The 18,325-nt window shown below is 36.6% G+C and carries 16 protein-coding genes and 1 riboswitch; of the genes, 7 read left to right on the forward strand and 9 right to left on the reverse strand.

Annotation, left to right across the window (positions count from 1 at the left end; translation table 11 throughout):
* The first annotated feature begins 189 nt into the window (after positions 1-189).
* The 5 genes from IEV85_RS18835 to IEV85_RS18855 are packed head-to-tail and all read left to right on the forward strand — an operon-like array spanning position 190 to position 3,410.
* Entirely contained in the window at positions 190-1,608 is a 1,419-nt protein-coding gene (locus IEV85_RS18835; RefSeq protein ID WP_188466388.1) for a hypothetical protein, read from the forward strand.
* Between the two features lie 19 nt (positions 1,609-1,627).
* Positions 1,628-1,966, forward strand: coding sequence for a hypothetical protein (locus tag IEV85_RS18840; protein ID WP_188466390.1), 339 nt, complete (start codon positions 1,628-1,630; stop codon positions 1,964-1,966).
* A gap of 16 nt (positions 1,967-1,982) precedes the next feature.
* Positions 1,983-2,333 carry a hypothetical protein gene (locus tag IEV85_RS18845; protein WP_188466392.1) on the forward strand — a complete coding sequence of 117 codons (351 nt, stop codon included), beginning with the start codon at positions 1,983-1,985 and terminating at the stop codon, positions 2,331-2,333.
* 44 nt (positions 2,334-2,377) lie between these two features.
* The gene (locus tag IEV85_RS18850; protein ID WP_188466394.1) at positions 2,378-2,845 is read left to right on the forward strand and encodes a YcxB family protein; all 468 of its coding nucleotides are present in this window, start codon (positions 2,378-2,380) and stop codon (positions 2,843-2,845) included.
* Between the two features lie 7 nt (positions 2,846-2,852).
* Positions 2,853-3,410, forward strand: coding sequence for a leucine-rich repeat domain-containing protein (locus tag IEV85_RS18855; protein WP_188466396.1), 558 nt, complete (start codon positions 2,853-2,855; stop codon positions 3,408-3,410).
* A 45-nt stretch (positions 3,411-3,455) separates the two neighbouring features.
* On the opposite strand, the gene IEV85_RS18860 is transcribed toward IEV85_RS18855, so the two are convergent.
* From IEV85_RS18860 to IEV85_RS18875, 4 genes are all read right to left on the reverse strand, one after another.
* Positions 3,456-4,403 carry a VOC family protein gene (locus IEV85_RS18860; protein WP_188466398.1) on the reverse strand — a complete coding sequence of 316 codons (948 nt, stop codon included), beginning with the start codon at positions 4,401-4,403 and terminating at the stop codon, positions 3,456-3,458.
* Between the two features lie 13 nt (positions 4,404-4,416).
* Positions 4,417-5,052, reverse strand: coding sequence for an alpha/beta hydrolase (locus tag IEV85_RS18865; protein ID WP_188466400.1), 636 nt, complete (start codon positions 5,050-5,052; stop codon positions 4,417-4,419).
* Between the two features lie 136 nt (positions 5,053-5,188).
* The gene (locus tag IEV85_RS18870; RefSeq protein ID WP_188466403.1) at positions 5,189-6,241 is read right to left on the reverse strand and encodes a maleylacetate reductase; all 1,053 of its coding nucleotides are present in this window, start codon (positions 6,239-6,241) and stop codon (positions 5,189-5,191) included.
* 11 nt (positions 6,242-6,252) lie between these two features.
* Positions 6,253-7,029 carry an IclR family transcriptional regulator domain-containing protein gene (locus tag IEV85_RS18875; RefSeq protein WP_188466405.1) on the reverse strand — a complete coding sequence of 259 codons (777 nt, stop codon included), beginning with the start codon at positions 7,027-7,029 and terminating at the stop codon, positions 6,253-6,255.
* A gap of 98 nt (positions 7,030-7,127) precedes the next feature.
* Here IEV85_RS18875 and IEV85_RS18880 point away from each other — a divergent pair, with 98 nt between their 5' ends.
* A complete protein-coding gene (locus IEV85_RS18880; protein ID WP_188466407.1) occupies positions 7,128-8,471 on the forward strand; it encodes a 3-oxoacid CoA-transferase in 1,344 nt (447 codons plus the stop codon).
* A gap of 337 nt (positions 8,472-8,808) precedes the next feature.
* On the opposite strand, the gene IEV85_RS18885 is transcribed toward IEV85_RS18880, so the two are convergent.
* The 5 genes from IEV85_RS18885 to IEV85_RS18905 all read right to left on the reverse strand — a co-directional run bounded on the left by IEV85_RS18885 (position 8,809) and on the right by IEV85_RS18905 (position 17,685).
* The gene (locus IEV85_RS18885) at positions 8,809-9,786 is read right to left on the reverse strand and encodes a VOC family protein (protein ID WP_188466409.1); all 978 of its coding nucleotides are present in this window, start codon (positions 9,784-9,786) and stop codon (positions 8,809-8,811) included.
* A gap of 105 nt (positions 9,787-9,891) precedes the next feature.
* Positions 9,892-10,500, reverse strand: coding sequence for a cyclic nucleotide-binding domain-containing protein (locus IEV85_RS18890; protein ID WP_188466411.1), 609 nt, complete (start codon positions 10,498-10,500; stop codon positions 9,892-9,894).
* 87 nt (positions 10,501-10,587) lie between these two features.
* The gene (metF, locus tag IEV85_RS18895; RefSeq protein WP_188466413.1) at positions 10,588-11,541 is read right to left on the reverse strand and encodes a methylenetetrahydrofolate reductase [NAD(P)H]; all 954 of its coding nucleotides are present in this window, start codon (positions 11,539-11,541) and stop codon (positions 10,588-10,590) included.
* A gap of 74 nt (positions 11,542-11,615) precedes the next feature.
* The gene (gene metH / locus IEV85_RS18900; protein WP_188466416.1) at positions 11,616-15,680 is read right to left on the reverse strand and encodes a methionine synthase; all 4,065 of its coding nucleotides are present in this window, start codon (positions 15,678-15,680) and stop codon (positions 11,616-11,618) included.
* Positions 15,681-15,721: 41 nt separating this feature from the next.
* A riboswitch (SAM riboswitch) is annotated at positions 15,722-15,852 on the reverse strand.
* Positions 15,853-15,921: 69 nt separating this feature from the next.
* The gene (locus IEV85_RS18905; RefSeq protein ID WP_188466418.1) at positions 15,922-17,685 is read right to left on the reverse strand and encodes a S41 family peptidase; all 1,764 of its coding nucleotides are present in this window, start codon (positions 17,683-17,685) and stop codon (positions 15,922-15,924) included.
* A 115-nt stretch (positions 17,686-17,800) separates the two neighbouring features.
* Here IEV85_RS18905 and IEV85_RS18910 point away from each other — a divergent pair, with 115 nt between their 5' ends.
* Complete coding sequence (locus tag IEV85_RS18910) at positions 17,801-18,196, forward strand: hypothetical protein (RefSeq protein ID WP_188466421.1); 396 nt, start codon at positions 17,801-17,803, stop codon at positions 18,194-18,196.
* Positions 18,197-18,325 lie beyond the last annotated feature (129 nt).

Genomic DNA, 18,325 nt, shown 5'->3' on the forward strand with positions numbered 1-18,325 from the left:
ACTTTTTGAATAAAGTAGCACCGACCAAAAAAAGAGATTCAGTTTTCTTGCTTTGGCAAACCTACAAAGTGAAATTAATTTGGCTTTTTCCTTTTCATGACAGTATCCTGCTCAATTCTTTTCACACATTTAAGGAGAGTTTTTAATTGTTTTGAAAGAACCCGGTAATAAACCTTAAAATACTTGTTAATGAAAAGGCTCTCCATTTACTGTAGTTTTTTGCTCCTCCTGCTCTTTTCCTGTAATCAGGAAGAAGTAATTCAGATGGAAGAAGTAAAAGACATTACCATTGAAGAAGTAAAAGCAGCTTTCAATGCCCGCAAAACCCAGAATATTAATTCCCGAACCAGCACAGACAATTCAGTTGATATTGTATGGGATTTGGCCATTTATAAGGAATTGGAAGTGGGTGATGTGCTATTCTTTCCTACTAAGAGTAATATAGGAGAGGAAGGTAAAAGATATGTAAGTTCAGGAGAAGGTACCAAACGCTTTCCTGTTGATTATACCTCGTTTGGAAGAGCCTATAAAGATGAAGCCGGTGAAGTTGTATTGGAATATGTAATGCCGGTACCTACAGAAAACACAGCGGAGTTCACGGGTTATTTTTTAGTAAGTGATTGGGGAGATGAAGCTAAGCGCATGCTTATTTATGAAAATGGTATTTTGATTGAAGAGAGTAAAGTAACTCAGCAACCTAATCATAATGAGGAAAATAATAGATCAATGTCGGGCTGTGTCCAATATGATTATTGGTTTTGTGTGGATGTCCATATTGATGGAGAATTGAGGTCTTCCAAATGCACTCATGATTATACTGAAATAGTTTGTACAGACCCACTACCAATCGCAGGACAAGATCCAGGTACGGGTTCTGAAACAGGTGGAACGGGAGGAGGAGGGCCGTCAGATCCGGACAACCCTAACAGTTTATGCCGACACCCCTTCATTGAAGGTATGTGGGTGGATTGTGATGCAGTAATTTGCAGTGAGAACTATTTAGCGGATGAGAATGGGGAGTGTGTACCTGATTGCGAGCCTGGTATGGTACCAGATGGTAATGGGAACTGTATCATAGATTGCGGACCTAATTTGGTGCCTGACGGTGATGGCGATTGTGTGGCAGACTTAGCCAATGCATTAACAGCAGTTGGACGAGGAAATGTGAACAATCCTTATAATGGAATGAAAGCAACAGATAACAATGGTTTGGTTTATACTTACAATTCTGAATTAGGTGCATGGCTTTTACCTGAACTACAGACTTTAAAGGAAAATGGATTTGAAATACAACTTTATGATGATACAAACTATGAAGAAGGTGGAGTATTAGCAACTATGACAGCTGTAGCACTTGTTGAACCGACACCGATTGGTGAGATAATCGTATTGGGTTATGTAGTATATATATATTGGTCTTCTGTTCATGAATTTGCCGAAGCGGATGATCTTGAATTTCCTAATGAAGCTTGTTTAGATTTTTTTGAAGAATGCACCTTTCAAAATGATGTAAATAATACTCAATTTAATTGTGCATCTTGTTTGCGCGATTGTTATGAAACGAAAATTGGTCAGTGGCCATTTGCAAAATGTGCCATCGGATATTGAATAAATGGTAATAGATAACATGAAAATAACATTCAAAAGTAACGAAGTTCACTCGGAAAAATGTATTGGATTAGCGACTAAAGGTGTAATAAGCAATTTATTAGACATTGAGGTTAAAGAAGCTGAAATATCAACAATTCATTTTAGTGTATCTGCTGTAGATTCCGATAATGAGATTGTATGGATAGATGAAAATATTAATGAGCCTTTTGAAATTTTGATTAATAATCATAGTCCAATAAATGATCTATCGGAGCCCTTAAAAATAAGCTCTAGAAAAGAGGAAACTGAGATTCAAAAAAAGCTTGAACTCTATGAAAAACTACGAGAAGAACTTTCAATAAAAAATCTCATTTAGATTTTAAAAGGTTATTATGAAAAACATACAATTAAAATTAAACTCAAAGGGGTTACATAAAACTAAAGTAGTCAGTTTACCTTCAAGTGGGCATCTTTATATTTCAATGATAACATATAGTAAAGAAGATGGAGTAATTGATTATAGTGAACTCCTTGTCAGTAGTTATACTAAAGGAAAAAAAGTCACATGGTTCAGGGAAGTTTTAAAAGACGAATTTAGTTTTAAAATTACTCCTTCCAATGTAGGAAATGTTGATGAACCCATCAGAATAGTTGAAAAGAGAAGAATTATTTTAAGTGATGAACAAAAATTAAAAATGTTTAGAGACCTCAAATATGAGTTAGAATCAACCGGAATAATTTAATCATGAAACCCTTAAATAATTATGTTGTAGTAAATTAGTTAATCATGAGCGCTATAAATTTAAGTAGTAAGAGGAAAAAGTATTTTTACAGGAAAGAGTACTATCACGGCAAAAAGAAAATAAGGATTGTTTTTTGGCCAATTATGCTATGTGCTTTTCTTTACTTATGGATCTTTATAGATACCAGGAACACTATTTTAGAGGATCCGATCACTGTTTTATTTATAGTTAGTGCTTCGATCTATTTTACATTTCATCCATTTTTCTGGTTTCTCATAAAAAAACAGCAGTTTGTTAAAGATGATATTTATGATCTTGTTATAGCCGAGGGAAGCCTAAGCATGCTTGACAATGAAGGTAACAGTTCTACTATACAATTTAACAGTTTAAAAGAAATAGCAGAACGAAGCGAATATTTTTGTTTGCGCTTTCCTAATTATTCCTCTATCTATTTACCGAAAGAGCAGTTAAATCAATCCGAGATTGAGGAATTGAGAAGATATGGAAATTAATATGAATATGTACCAGCATATAATTAGCGGATTTTTACTTTTATTAATTTCTTCATGCAACGAAAGAAAAGAAATTTCTGCATTCAAAATTGATCCTTACATTTCGGAGAAAGAAGCAAAAGTAATTTTAGATGAACAGGGATATGATAAAATCCCGGAAGAAGTAGGCACTTTAGGCAACATTACTAAATTAACTATCAGCGAAGACGCTAACCTATGGTCTGTTTTTCCTCCTTTAGAAGATTGGGATAGGATGATAGATAATGCTCCAAAAAATAAGTTAACACCTGCCATTGCTAAATTAAAATCTCTTGAATATTTAGGTTTAGGTGTCTTAAACCTTACTGAACTTCCGGACGAATTTGTAGAACTAAAGCAATTAGACAGTCTGAACCTAACTTTAAATTTTTTAATTATCGCTAATGAGATAGATAAATTGAAAAAGCTTAAAAACTTAAGCTATATTAATATTACCGGCAACCGAATTGATACGACACAGATTCTACAATGGCAAAAAGAAAATCCTAATCTTGAAATCATCTATAAATTTAATTACGCTGAATAGATGCTAATAAAAAAGCCTCAAAATGAGGCTTTAGTTAATTAATTTCTATCTCTCATACTTAAGTAATCCTTTTTCAATTCTTTCTCTATGAGGTTCCTGCCAGTCTGGTAATTTCAAAGAACTTCCTAATTCCTCTTTAGTTTCATCAATGGTAAAGCCTGGGCCTTCAGTGGCTATTTCAAAAAGCACTCCTCCGGGAATTCGGAAATAGATAGACTCAAAGTATTTTCGATCTTTTACTTCTGTGGCTTTTACACCAAACTCTTTCACTACATAATCTCTTATTTTGATAGAGTCTTCAACCTTTTCCACTCTATGAGCCACATGATGCACTGTACCTAAGCCATTTTTCCCCTTTGGCAAATCTTTGGCATCCATTACTGCAAGGCTATTACCTGCGCCTCCTAATTCACTCTCAAATAAAGTAAAATCTCCGTCTGCTTTTGTTTGTGAATATCCAAAGATTTCTAAAAATCGGCTCGTTTCTTCTACATTTTCAATGGCTAATACTACGTGATGAATACCAATAATATTCTTTTCCACTGATATGTCATCAGTTTTCCAAACTGGCTGACGCTCATCGCTTGCATCCTCAATAATAGCTAATTTCAATCCCGAAGGATCCTGAAATTGCAGTTTATCATTTCCAAAATAAGCAACCTTTGAAAATTTAACTCCTTTATTTTTGAGTCTTTCCTCCCAGAAACTTAAACTACCTGAAGAAACAGAAAATACTGTTTCAAAGACCTGTCCTGATCCTATAACACCATCTCTCACTCCTTGTCCTTTATAAGGAAAAGTAGTGAAAATAGTAGAGGGTGACCCTACTTCATTACCATAATAGAAATGGTAAACATTTTCATTGTCAAAATTGACTGTTTCCTTAATCAGGCGCTGACCCAATATTTTAGTATAAAAATCATAATCTTCCTGCGCATCGTTTACTGTGGCAGTAATATGATGCAAACCTTTTATAACTCCTTTAAAATTCATCTTACAAATGCTTTTAAGCGTTTATCATCTGTTTAACTTTTTTGATCTCATCTTCATTAATGATGTGATCCATCCCAGGGTAAATTCTCTTATCTACTTTTGCTCCCATTGCACTTACCACCTCATCAGACTCATGCAATCGGCTTTCCGGAATATGATGGTCAATATCACTGCAACCTATAAAAATTTCAGTTCCTTCAAAGTCTCCTTTATAATTGCTTTTTTCAATATACGGGCCTATCACTCCGCCACTTAAAATCATTATTCCTGCATATTTCTGTGCATTTCTGGCAGCATATTCCAAACTGAGACAGGCTCCTTGAGAAAAACCTAATAAAAATATTTTCTCTCTGGAAATTCCTTTCCTATCCAGTTCACTAATAATTTGATCAAGATTTTCTAAAGCTGAATCCAACCATGGCTGATTTTCGCTCCAGTTCTCCATAAAGCCTTTAGGGTACCAGGTATTATTAGTGGCAACAGGGTAAACAATAGCAACATCATCAGGCAATTCCAATTGCTGAGCTAGTTGTTTCATTTTGGAAGAATCATCTCCTCTGCCATGTGTCATAATAATAGCTCTTTTTGCCTTTTCTAATGAGGCTCCGGCAAAAATGGTATTTTCAAAAAGGTGAAGTTTCTCAGACATCCTTTTAATATTTAAAAAAATAAAAATATATGTACATACAACTAATTATATAAAAAAAGGTTTTTGTGCTGAAACTAAAAAATCAATAAGAATTGTTATTATAAACCCAAGTTTAAATCATTAAAATACAAATGATTTACCCATCCAGGCTACCTTCATAGGCGTGATTTAACATATCCACTAATTTTGCTTTTTCAAGTGGGGCTACATTTTCATAAGGTTTAGCCAGCACAGTTTCCACAGCTTTATCAATATCTTCCTGTTTAAAACCAATGCTTTTTAAATCAGTTGGCCCTCCTGCCTTAGCAGAAAGCTCCTGTAACTTATTGGCTGGTTGATGCCCTAAAACCTGTACAAAATCACTTTTAATTTCATCAGATAAATAGGGCCATTGATAATTCAACACAAATGGCTGAATAACTGTATGAACATAGGAATGTTCTAATTTGAATGAGCCTCCTAAAACGTGAGCCATTTTATGGTGTAATGACATACTCACCTCACATAAGCATTTACCAGCTAAATAAGCCCCAAACTGAATATCAATATTAGCTTTTTCTGTTAAGCGCTGCTCCCTGGCAACCTCTTCCAAACCTCTCTTAATTTTTTCCACTCCTAATAAGGCATGGTGGCGGGTAACAGGGTTTCCATTAGGGGCATAAATAGCTTCCATTAAATGCGCCATTGCATTCATACCACTGGTTACAGCCAGGCTTAAAGGTAAAGTCGCTGTTAAATTAGCATCATATATTACCACTTTAGGCATAACATCCATTGATTTGCCCGTTGTTTTGCCTTCTTCAGAGCTAATTCCCCAAATATAGGTTTGTTCGGAACCTGAATAAGTGGTGGGTACTGCAATAATAGGTAATTTGGTTTCCAGAGCTAAAGCCTTCGCAAGCCCTACAGAAGAACCTCCTCCAAAAGCTAATAACACATCCGGCTTTTCTTCCTTCAACTTAACCATTGCTTTTTCTACTAAATGCTGAGGCACATGCTGAATAATCTCTGGAAAATAATACAGCTTATTATCTCCTAAAGCTTTACTCACTTTCTCAATATGAGAAGACCAACGCTCCTCTCCCATTGCCATTACTTTTTTGTAAGGCTTTAAAATTGAAGGTAATTCTTCTGTTTTCCCTTTTCCAAATAATACCTGATTAGGATACGATGTATATGTAAAGTTCATGTGTAGTATGTTTATAATTTATGTATTGCATTTTCTATTTGAACCACTGTACTTTTTAAGTGAGGAAGAAATTTCTCTAACATTTCATCTTTGCTCACTCTACTGGCATGTCCGCTGATGTTCAATGCGGAAATAGTCAGACCATTTTTATCCTTTACAGGGCACGCAATTGATCTTACACCAATTTCCAATTCCTGATCGGCCAAAGCCCACCCTCTTTCTCTTACAAGCTGAATTCTCTTAATTAATTGATCAATATCAATAATTGTGTTAGGTGTTAGTTGCTGTGGCTTCATTTCCTTCAACAGCTTTTGCACTTCCTCATCAGGTAAACCAGCTAATAATACCCTTCCCATAGAGGTAGCGTAAACAGGCAATCTAGTTCCAACTCCCAAAGAAATAGTCATAATTCTGTTAGTTTGAACTCTTGCTACATATACAATATCATTAGCGTCCAAAACTGACATAGAACAAGACTCATTCACCTCTTCAGCTAATGCTTTTAGATAGGGTTTGGCTAACTCCTGAAAAGGTAGTGCTGATAAATACGAGTATCCTAGTGACAACACCTTAGGACTCAAACTAAATTGCTTTCCATCTTCAGTCTGTACAAATCCTAAATATTGCAGCGTAAGAAGTATTCTGCGTGCATTAGCTCTGGTCAAATCCACCCTTTTTGCCACTTCCGTCAAAGTCATTTTAGGATTATCTGAATCAAAAGTAGAAATTACCTTTAAACCCTTTTCCAGCGACTGTACAAAATCTGATTTTTTAATAGTTGAATCCATTTAATAAATATCTAACTTATTTTTCATTATTTTGTTCTCATAATAAACTTATGTTCAAAATATGAGTTGTATTAAAGATTTGAAATTAGCAATTACTTATGAAAAACACACCTATAATTACTGTAAAAGAGGCTGCTGACAAAGTCAAAAATAATGACATTCTATTATGTGGGGGGTTTGGAATGACAGGCGCACCGGTTCAATTATTGCATGCATTGGCTGAAACCAATATTAAAGATCTAACCTATATTGGTAATAATGTAGGGGAGCCTGGCTTAGGTGGCGACAGATTATTAACAAATGGTCAGTTAAAGAGAATGATTGGCTCTTATTTTACCAGCAACCCCAATGCAGTAAAATGGGCGCAAGAGGGAAAAGTGGAATACACTTTATTACCGCAAGGAACTTTAGGGGAAGCCATTAGAGCGGGTGGAATGGGGATAGGTGGTTTTTACACGCCTACTTCGGTCGGGACTGTTTTGGCTGAAAAGATGGAGACCAAAGTTATTAATAATGTTGAGCAGGTTTTTGTAGAAGGAATTAGAGGCAATGTAGCTTTTATTCGGGCATGGAAAGCGGACACAGCAGGCAACCTTACCTACCGTATGACCGAACAGAACTTTAACACAGCCATGGCTACTGCCGCTGATTTAGTAATAGCTGAAGTGGAAGAAATAGTGCCAATTGGTGAATTAGATCCTAATCAAATTCACTCCCAGGCTTGTTATGTGGACTTTTTAGTAGAAGCCAAATTACAGAAAGAGCATCTTGGTTCTTCAGCTTCGGTAGGAAGTAAAAAAGCAGGAGAAGATAGGTTAATTATTGCCAGACGTGCTCTAAAAGAATTGCAAAAAGGAGATATAGTCAACTTAGGAATCGGAATTCCTACACTAGTGGCTGATTTGATTAAAGAGGAAGATGGTATCATTCTTCACACTGAAAACGGCATGTTGGGAGTAGGCCCTGAACCTTCTGATGGAAGTGGAGCCATGACCAATCCTGTAAATGCAGGTAAAGTACCGGTTACGGCAATTAAAGGAGCTAGTTATTTCGATACTTCAACTTCTTTTGGCATGATTAGAGGTAAACATGTTGATGTAGCCATTATGGGTGGTTTGGAGGTAGATGAAAAAGGAAATTTAGCCAACTGGGCAGTACCGGGTAAGCCATTATTAGGAGTAGGTGGTGCTATGGATTTAGCTTCAGGTGCTAAAAAACTTATCATTACAATGAACCACACCAATAAAGACGGAAGTCCTAAATTGGTAAAATCATGTAAATTGCCTATTACTGCTATGAATGCAGTAGATATTGTAATCACTGATAAAGCTGTTTTTAAAATCGGTGATTCAGGTTTCGAATTAGTAGAATTGATACCGGGAGTTAGTTTGGATGAAATTAAAGAGCAAACCGGAACAAGTTTTATCAACAAATTGAAATAGTATTAACCGAGTTCGATTATAAAACTACCGCCCCCGCTAAGGCAGGGCAGGCTATACCGCAAAATGAAGACTTCCTTTTTAAAAAATCTTAATTTATGCGGTATCTCCTTTAAAAATATAATGAGAGGTAAATCAAGTTTAAAGTTGAACTTAGGGTATTAGATAAGAAAGGAAGTTATTTATCTGATTGAAGAAGTAAGCTCAATCGAAAGTATGCAGTTGTAGAAGCTCCAGGTAATGAAATCTTCATTCTGATAGGAATAAAATAAAATGGCATATTCCAAATCTGATTCAGAAGGAATATGCCACCAGCAAATTTCTATTGAAACAACAGTTTTTAAGTGCTTTGTAAATAATGAGGCACTGTGATTTTCTCTAAAGGTGCTACTATCTCGTTTCTTCTATGCTCAAAAAACGGAGGCAATAATAATTCATGTCCTAATAAATCCTTAGGCTCATCTACTGCAAATCCTATGTCAGAAGTTGCAAACTCAAACAGTTGGCCACCTGGCGTTCTAGTATAGATGGAATGGAAGTAATTTCGGTCTTTAATTTCTGTTACGTCTGTATAACCTGTTCCTTCTATATATGCCTTCAATTCAGCACTTTGTTCATCATTAGCAGTAGCAAAAGCCATGTGGTGAGGAATTCCTACTCCGAAAGTCCAACTACCTTGAGGCAAATCCGGTTCATGATGTAATTCAATTACTTTACGAGCTCCACCATCTCTGATATGGTAGCGATGATATTGACCTTCCTGTCCTACTTTGTTAAAACCAAGCACCTCAGTTAAGTATTTATCCATCATTTCCACTTCCCTTACAGAAAGCACTGCTCCATGAATACCTCTAATCCCATTATCTTTTGAAACCTCATCAGTCTGCCAGGCATTTCTGGAATCGTTTGCATCACCAAAAACACCAATTCCAACACCTGAAGGATCTTCGAATTGAATCATTTTTTGGCCGAAACGCTCTGTTATTCCAGTATTTTTTACTTTGTGCTTGTTCAGATGTTGTTTCCAAAATGGTAAAGCATCCGGATGTACTGAGAAACCTGAAACCTCAATTTGACCGGAGCCTTTCTTTCCATAAACTCCTGCCTTTTTAAAAGGAAAAGTAGTCCAAACAGAGCCTACTTCAGCATCTGCATTAGCATAATAGAGATGGTAAACACTAGCAGTTCCATCAAATAAAACAGTTTGCTTTATCATTCTCATCCCCATCACCTGCGTGACAAAATCAATGTCTTCCTGAGCGCTACCTACACTAACAGTTAAGTGGTGGAGCCCTGTAATATATTCGTTTGGATTCATAGTAGTAAATTTTTAATTTATAATTATGAAATTAACCAAAGAATATAAAGCTTGTTTTATTAAACAAACAAATGTTTACTATCTGAACAAAAATCTTAACCCATATTAAGATTTAGCAATCTGCTTTTTGAGTTTGCTTAAAAATTCGGGTGTAATACCCATGTAAGAGGCGATATATTTTTGGGGAACAATTAACTCTAGCCTTGGGTGAAGCCGTATAAACTCGAGATACTTTTCTTCAGCTGTAAAGGAAATATTTCTGATAATTCGGTTTTGATGGCTAATTAAGGCATTTTGAAAGAGTTGTCTGAAATAGCGCTCAAATAAAGTACTACTGTTGTTAATTAATTCAAATATTTCCCTCTTAAAGAGATAAACCTCAACATCCGTTAATGCTTTAATCCCATATTTAGAAGGTTTACCATTGAAGAAAGCATCCAAATCACCTGTCCACCACATTTCCTGACCAAACTGAATTGCATGAATATGATCATTTAGGTCTTTAAAATAGGTCATCAGACATCCACTTTTGATGAGCATAAATGGGGGATTCAGGTCACCAGGTTTGGTTAAATATGCATTTTTAGCGTATGATTGATGTTCAATTTTATCAAAGAAAATATCAATTTCCTCCTTTGTGAAATCTATTTTTCTTCGTAAAGCTTCAATTATCTCTTTTTGAGTCATGCTCAATTGTGCTGGTATTTCCCTCACAATTTAGTTGAAAGCTAGTATGCAAACAAGTTATAAAATTTAAAGAAGCTTTGTCGTGCTCCTTTTCAACTTCTGATTAAGACTTAATTAAAATATATTCTTCGCTATCCTATAAATAGGGTCAGACTTACCCATGGAATAATAATGCAGGCATGGCGTTCCAAAATTGATCAACTCCTTGGACTGCTGAATACACCATTCTATCCCTATTTCTTTCACCTCCTCATTAGTTTTGCACTTCTCCAGCTGATCTACCAATTCATCTGGTAAGTCCAGGTAAAAGGTACGGGGCAGGGCTGTCATTTGCTTTAATGAGGTAATGGGTTTTAGGCCTGGAATGATAGGTACATTGATCCCTTCTTTACGGCACGTTTCTACAAAGTCAAAAAACTTCTGATTATCGAAAAACATCTGTGTTACTACATAGTCAGCCCCGGCCTCCACTTTCTTTTTCAAAATCTTAATATCCGATTTCATACTGGGGGCCTCAAAATGCTTTTCCGGATAACCCGCTACCCCCATGCAAAAATTAGTAGGCGTGGCATCTTTCAATTCTTCATCTACATACCTCCCTTTATTCATTTGCACCACTTGCTCTAGCAAATCAATGGCATAGGCATGGCCATTAGGGTCAGGAATAAATTTAGCTTCTGATTTAATAGGATCTCCACGTAAAATCAACACTGAATCAATTCCAAGAAAATCAAGATCGATGAGTGCATTTTCAGTTTCTTCCTTAGAAAAGCCGCCACAGATAATGTGCGGAACAGTATCTACATCAAATCGGTTTTTAATGGCGGCACAAATGCCTACCGTACCGGGCCGCTTTCTGGTGGTGCGCTTCTCTAACAATCCGTTCCCCTTATCGCGGTAAACGTATTCTTCTCTATGGTATGTGACATCAATAAAAGGGGGCTTAAACTCCATTAAAGGTTCAATGTTAGAGAACAAAGTCTTAATATTCTGCCCCTTTAAGGGTGGTAAAATTTCGAAAGAAAAAACTGTTTTCTTCGCGTTGGCTATATGTTCGGTTACTTTCATATTCTAGATTTTAGATTCAAGATTCTAGAATCTAGACAAGATCTGAAATCTAGTGTCTAGGCTCTGGGTTCTTATTAATAATTCAAATTCGGGCTGAGCCACCTCTCTAATTCTTCGAAAGGTTGATTTTTACGTTTGGCTATATCAGTTACCTGGTCCTTTCCTATTTTCCCCAATCCAAAATATCTACTGTCCGGATGCGCAAAATAAAATCCGCTCACAGCTGCTGTTGGATACATGGCAAGGTTCTCTGTTAAAGTAATACCTACATGCTTTTCAACCTCCAATAAGTTAAATAATGTGATCTTTTCTGTATGATCCGGACATCCGGGATAACCGGGAGCCGGCCTCACTCCATGATATTTTTCCTGAATCAGGTCATCATTTGTTAATGCTTCATCTGCTCCATAGCCCCAATATTCCCTTCTCACTTTCAAGTGCAAAAGTTCCGCAAAAGCTTCAGCCAACCTATCTGCCAGTGCTTTGGCCATAATGGAATTGTAATCATCATTGTCTTTTTCGTACTTTTCAACAATGGCTTCAAGGCCAATTCCAGTGGTAACAGCAAAGGCTCCCATATAATCGGTATAGCCGGCTTCTTTAGGTGCCAGAAAGTCTGAAAAGGCGTAATAAGGTAAGCCTTCTTTTCGCTTGCTTTGCTGACGAAGTGTGTGGAATTCGGTTAATTTTTTAGTCTTTGCGACATCTTCAAAAACCTCAATGGAATCGTCACAAAAGGTATGAGCCGGAAACAACCCGAATATACCATTAGCCTGAAGTAATTTATTATCTAAAATATCATTAAGCATAGTCTGCGCATCCGCAAAAAGTTTTCTGGCCTCCACACCTTTTTCAGGATCATCCAGTATTTTAGGATATCGACCTCTCATTTCCCAGGTTTGAAAAAAAGGAGTCCAATCAATGTATTCAGCTATTTCTCTGAGATCATAATTTTTCAGCACCTCAACACCAATTTTCTTTGGAGTTACTGGCTGATAATTAGCCCAATCTGCTTTATATTTCTGTGCGCGTGCCTCCTCAATAGTAACATAAGATTTATCCTGACCTCTCCTACTATGTCCATCGCGCATGGACTGGTATTCATCTACAATCTCTTTGAAGTAAGCTTCTTTGTTTTCTCCCAATAATTTTCCGGCCACAGTTACACTTCTGGAAGCATCATTTACGTGCACTACAGCACCTGAGTAATTAGGTTTAATTTTCACTGCTGTATGAATTTTTGATGTAGTAGCTCCTCCAATCATCACAGGAGTTTTCAGGCCCCTCTCCTCCATCTCTTTCACAACATAAATCATTTCGTCAAGCGAGGGTGTAATTAATCCGCTTAATCCGATAATACTTACCTGATGTTTTTCGGCCTCTTCCAAAATCTTTTGAAGAGGTACCATCACACCTAAATCAATAATTTCATAGTTATTACATGCTAAAACTACAGAAACAATGTTTTTACCGATATCATGAACATCACCTTTTACAGTAGCCATTAAAATACGTCCATTCGTCTCACGGCCCCCAGCCCCCAAAGGGGGAGCTGTGAGTGCTTCTAGAATATTTTCCAACACAACATCCAGGTGATTAATCACTTCGGAATTTGTAAAACGAATTACTTTAAACCCTTGAGTATTTAACCATTTTGTTCGCTCTTCATCACTGGCTTTATTTTCTGGCAATTGATGTATAAGGCCATCAACCTCAATAATCAATCCTCTTCTTAAACATATAAAATCAGCAATATACCCACCAATTATGTGCTGTCTCCTAAATTTATGCCCCTCAAGCTGTTTACCTTTTAAAGCATTCCATAAGATTTCTTCAGCTTGAGTTGGTTGATGTCTCATTTCCTTGGCATACTTCTTTATTAATCCATACAACATGGGATCTGCAGTCTGCCAGTACTGTTCCCCCTTTGGGGGTAAGGGAGCTTTATTTTTCTCCTCCTCTATGTATGGAAGTAAATAAGCTACAGCCTTCTTCATTACTCGGGCACTTTTTACCACCTGTGGTAAAAACATTTTTCCAGCTCCAAATAAATCTCCCACTACGTTCATCCCATCCATCAAAGGTCCTTCAATCACATCCAGTGGGCGGACAGCCTGCAAACGAGCTTCCTCTACATCCAGATCAATATATTCTGTGATTCCCTTTATCAGTGCATGTTCGAGCCTTTTATTCACTGGTTCAGAACGCCAGGCCTGTTGAGCTTTTTCAGTCTTCTCTCCTGGTTTTAAATTTTCAGCATAAGCCATCAATCGCTCTGTAGCATCATCTCGCTTGTTAAAAAGCATGTCCTCTACATAGGCTAACAATTCCTTATCTACCTCCTCATAAATCTCAATCATTCCCGCATTCACAATACCCATATCAAGCCCGGCTTTAATGGCGTGGTATAGAAAAGAAGAGTGTATAGCTTCACGCACTACATTATTACCCCTAAACGAAAAGGATACATTACTGACTCCGCCACTTGTTTTGGCGTAAGGCAGGTTTTCTTTGATCCATTTGACAGCATTAATAAAGTCAACCGCATAGTTATTATGCTCCTCCATGCCTGTTCCCACTGTCAGGATATTAGCATCGAAAATAATATCTTCCGCAGGAAAGCCTACCTCATTTACCAATATGTCATAGGATCTTTTACAAACCTCTATTTTCCGTTCGAAAGTATCTGCCTGCCCCACTTCATCGAAAGCCATTACCACAACTGCCGCACCATAATTCATGATTTTGTGCGCTGTTTCTTTAAAAGATTCTTCCCCTTCCTTTAAGCTGATAGAATTGACAATTCCTTTTCCCTGCATACATTTTAAGCCAGCTTCTATCACTTCCCATTTTGAAGAATCTATCATGAATGGCAATCGGGCTATATCAGGTTCGGCAGCAATCAGGTTGACAAATGCAGGTAATACAGTTACTGCATCCAGCATACCATCATCCATGTTGATATCGATGATTTGTGCTCCACCATCAACCTGCTCTCTGGCTATATCTACAGCTTCTTCAAATTTCTCTTCACGAATGAGTCGTGCAAATTTCTTAGAGCCTGCTACGTTGGTTCTTTCACCTACATTGACAAAATTGAGTTCCGAAGTCAAGCTTAAGGGCTCCAATCCACTCAATCGCATGATTTTCTCAGAGGCTGCTGGTTGTCGTGGTGATGCATTTTTAGCATAATCTGCAATGGCTTTGATATGTTCTGGCTGGGTTCCACAGCAACCTCCAATAATGTTGATTAACCCTTCATCAAAATAGCTTTTTATAATCCTACTCATCTGGCCAGGGCTTTCATCGTACTCACCAAATTCATTAGGTAGCCCTGCATTAGGGTGGCAAGAAACGGGCACATTGGCTATCCTGGAAAGCTGCTTTAAATATTCTTTCAGCTGTTTAGCTCCTAAAGCACAGTTGAAACCGACACTTAATAATGGAAAGTGACAAATGGAATTCCAAAATGCTTCAACCGTTTGGCCGGATAAGGTTCTTCCACTAGCGTCCGTAATAGTACCAGAAACCATTACCGGAATGTCAATCCCCTGCTCTTCTTTTAGCTCCTGAATAGCCATTAAAGCCGCTTTACAGTTTAGTGTATCAAAAACAGTTTCTACTAGAAAAATGTCTACTCCGCCTTTGGCTAATGCCTCAGCTTGTTCTCTGTAAGCGATTTTTAATTCATCAAAAGTAACTGCTCTGAATCCGGGCCTGTTAACATCGGGAGATAAAGAGGCTGTTCTGTTTGTAGGACCAATAGAGCCTGCTACATATCGTGGGAAATCAGTGAACTCAGCTGCTACTTCTTTGGCTATTTTGGCAGATTGATAATTGAGTTCGTACACCAGGGATTCCATGTTGTAATCAGCCATGGCAATAGAAGTGCCACTAAAGGTATTTGTCTCAACAATATCTGCACCTGCCTGAAAATACTTTCTGTGAATTTCCTTAATCACTTCCGGCTGCGTGAGGGAGAGCAAATCGTTATTACCCTTCAGGTCGCTAGGATAGTCTTTAAATCTCTCCCCTCTGTAGTCTGCCTCAGAAAATTGATATTGCTGAATCATAGTACCCATGGCACCATCCAGCACAAAAATTTTATCTTTTAATAATTTCTTATTGAAATTGCTCATTCTGCTTTGTATTAATTGGCCAGAAAGAGCTAAGGAAAGCTTTCTTATCTTTACTTGCTCTGGAAAAACAGTAGCAAGATGGGAGTTAGCACCTTTTCCACTATTTAAATAAACATTGGAAGGGTTGCTAAGACGTCAAAGGGCCCAATCCCTCAGTCTTTCTGGATAAGTATAACAAATTAAGCAAGAATTTGTGGAACAGAAAAGTTTAGGGGTGTAAATATTTATTATGTAAAAGAAGTTAATTCTCCATAGCTATTCCCAATGCAGCTTCCAAAATAGGGTCAGTTTCCTTCTTAGAATATCCAACTTCCTTCTTTATAAAAACATCAGGAACAATCCCTTCACCTTGAATATGAGAGTTATCAGGATATCTGAAATCCAAATTTGTAAATTGGAATTTATAATTTCCTGGTAAATCAACTTCTAAAACATTCCCATTGGCTCCTGCAGTATTTCTTCCTACGAAAGTAAGATTTGGGACATAAGCCTGAAGAATCATACCTATAGTTTCAGAGTAGGAGATGGCATTTTCGTCAATCAAAACTATTATTTCTCCTTCATAATCAAAAATACGCATAGGAAACAAACCTGTATTAATCCCTCTAAAAATTAAATTAACAAAAGCTCTGAAGAAACCTGTTTCAAAGTATGTTACCTCAGAACCTTGAATATAATTACCAGGATTATTACTTGAGTTATGATAAAATTGTGCTACTGTCTTAGGGTCTTTTGAGAACAATTTTGGAATCTCAAAACCATTTATCTGCGGGTATCCCCGTAAATCGAGTATAATAGCCTTAGTGTCTTTATACTTTCGTATTTTCTTTTGTAGTTTGATCCTTTTAGTAATGTTTAAATAACCGATTTCTCTGCTAAAAAGTGTGTCCTCAGGCAAGTAGCTGCTTTTAGTGGGGCTGACTGTTTGAAATGATGCACTAACTCTGGCAAAATGTGCCTCTGTTCCATTTTCAAACTTTAATTTAATGATGCTATCTCCCAGAGCAGGGTGATTTATAGCTTGATTTAGCGAACTCTCAATCAAATAACACAATCCGTTCTCATTAGATGCAGAAACCATGGTAGCAAGACTATCTATTATGTCGGTGGCTTTCATATTATTATAATATGTCACTTTTTTGCCCTGATATTTTCCCAATGAGTCAATTTCAAGTTGGTTGCTAAAGTATATTTGATTACCAATCAGCTCAAGATAGAATGGAAACTTTTTAAAAATACCATCACCATAATACCATTTCTGATAATCTAAATCTAAAAGCACTACATGAGAATCATTCATTTGCGCAACCATCCGTTGAATAATAAAATCAATATCCACATGATTGTTGAGAGCAGTTATTGCCTCCTCTAAAGATTGAGACCAGTCAGCATCCATATTCCACTTATGTGGATAAAAATACTCTACTATATTCCATAATTTAAAGATTAAAAGGCATTTTTCATTATAGCTATCTAAAGAAGTATTAGTAAAAAAAACATCTTGGGGCAAATCAGATACATATTTATCAACTCCCTTTTGAGCTTTAGTTTTGTAACTAGTATACTGCTTTAATCTATTTTCAAAATCATTACCAAACCTGGAATTTTTCATCCATGAAGGATCATACACAATTTTGTGATGAGCTGTGTCAGCATATTGCTTAGGCTGCCTCTCTTCCATCTGCCGCAGAAATGCTTCATCTATTAAGTTATCCGTTAAAGAGGTAGTGAAGTCTGCAGGTGAATTAATATTCTCTATAACATATTTGTCAAAATACTCAAAGGAATTTTGAAAACTGCTATGGTATTTTAGATATCCCCATGTTTTACAAAAAAAGGCCATCTCAGAAAATTGTGGATCATATATTGAGGCATCCGGGCTAATAAGTTTTACAGGGTAGGTATTTATCTCTTTATACGGGGAAACGCTCATAGATATGGCGCTGGAGATGGGTATTATAAATAAAAATATAAAGTATATAAAATCTGCTTTTTTGTTCATCATAAAGGCATGAATTCTAGACTGTGAAGCTAAATCAGTTTTAATAGCTTCTAAAAGTAATAAACTATTTTGGTTTATTCATAAAATACGCTAAGCTTACAGGTAAATCATCTTCGGAATGAACATCAATAGAAGCGGCATTATTGTGCTATTATCATTATTTACTTCTCTTTCACTTTTCGCTCAAAAGAGAAGTAGCAAACCCTCCAAAATTCATCTATCCATTTTTCCCGGCTTTAGTAATGTGGGAGTAAAGGAAATTGAACAAGACTATAACCTCTCATTAAATCTCACTTCTGGCCTAACAGGTAGTGTACATGGGATTGAAATTGGTGTTATTTCTAATTATAATTTTGAAAAATTTCAAGGTATTCAACTAGCTGGTTTTGCTAATATTTCAGGAGCTAATAATATAATTAACCCCAAAGAAAAGCTGGAACAGACCTTCAAAGGCTTGCAGTTTGGCCTTGGGCTATCAGATAAACGGAAGGGAAGGCGAAACTTCTTTGCTTAATACAGGAAAGCTTATGCCAGGATTTATTGTCGGAATTAGGTAAAAGTGCGATTAATTATTCTCCTAAAGTAAGAGCTAATAACAATAAAGAAATTAACTTACTACCTATTCGCTTTCATTATAAAATTA

This window comes from Marivirga lumbricoides, from assembly GCF_014636295.1.
GTDB lineage: Bacteria > Bacteroidota > Bacteroidia > Cytophagales > Cyclobacteriaceae > Marivirga > Marivirga lumbricoides.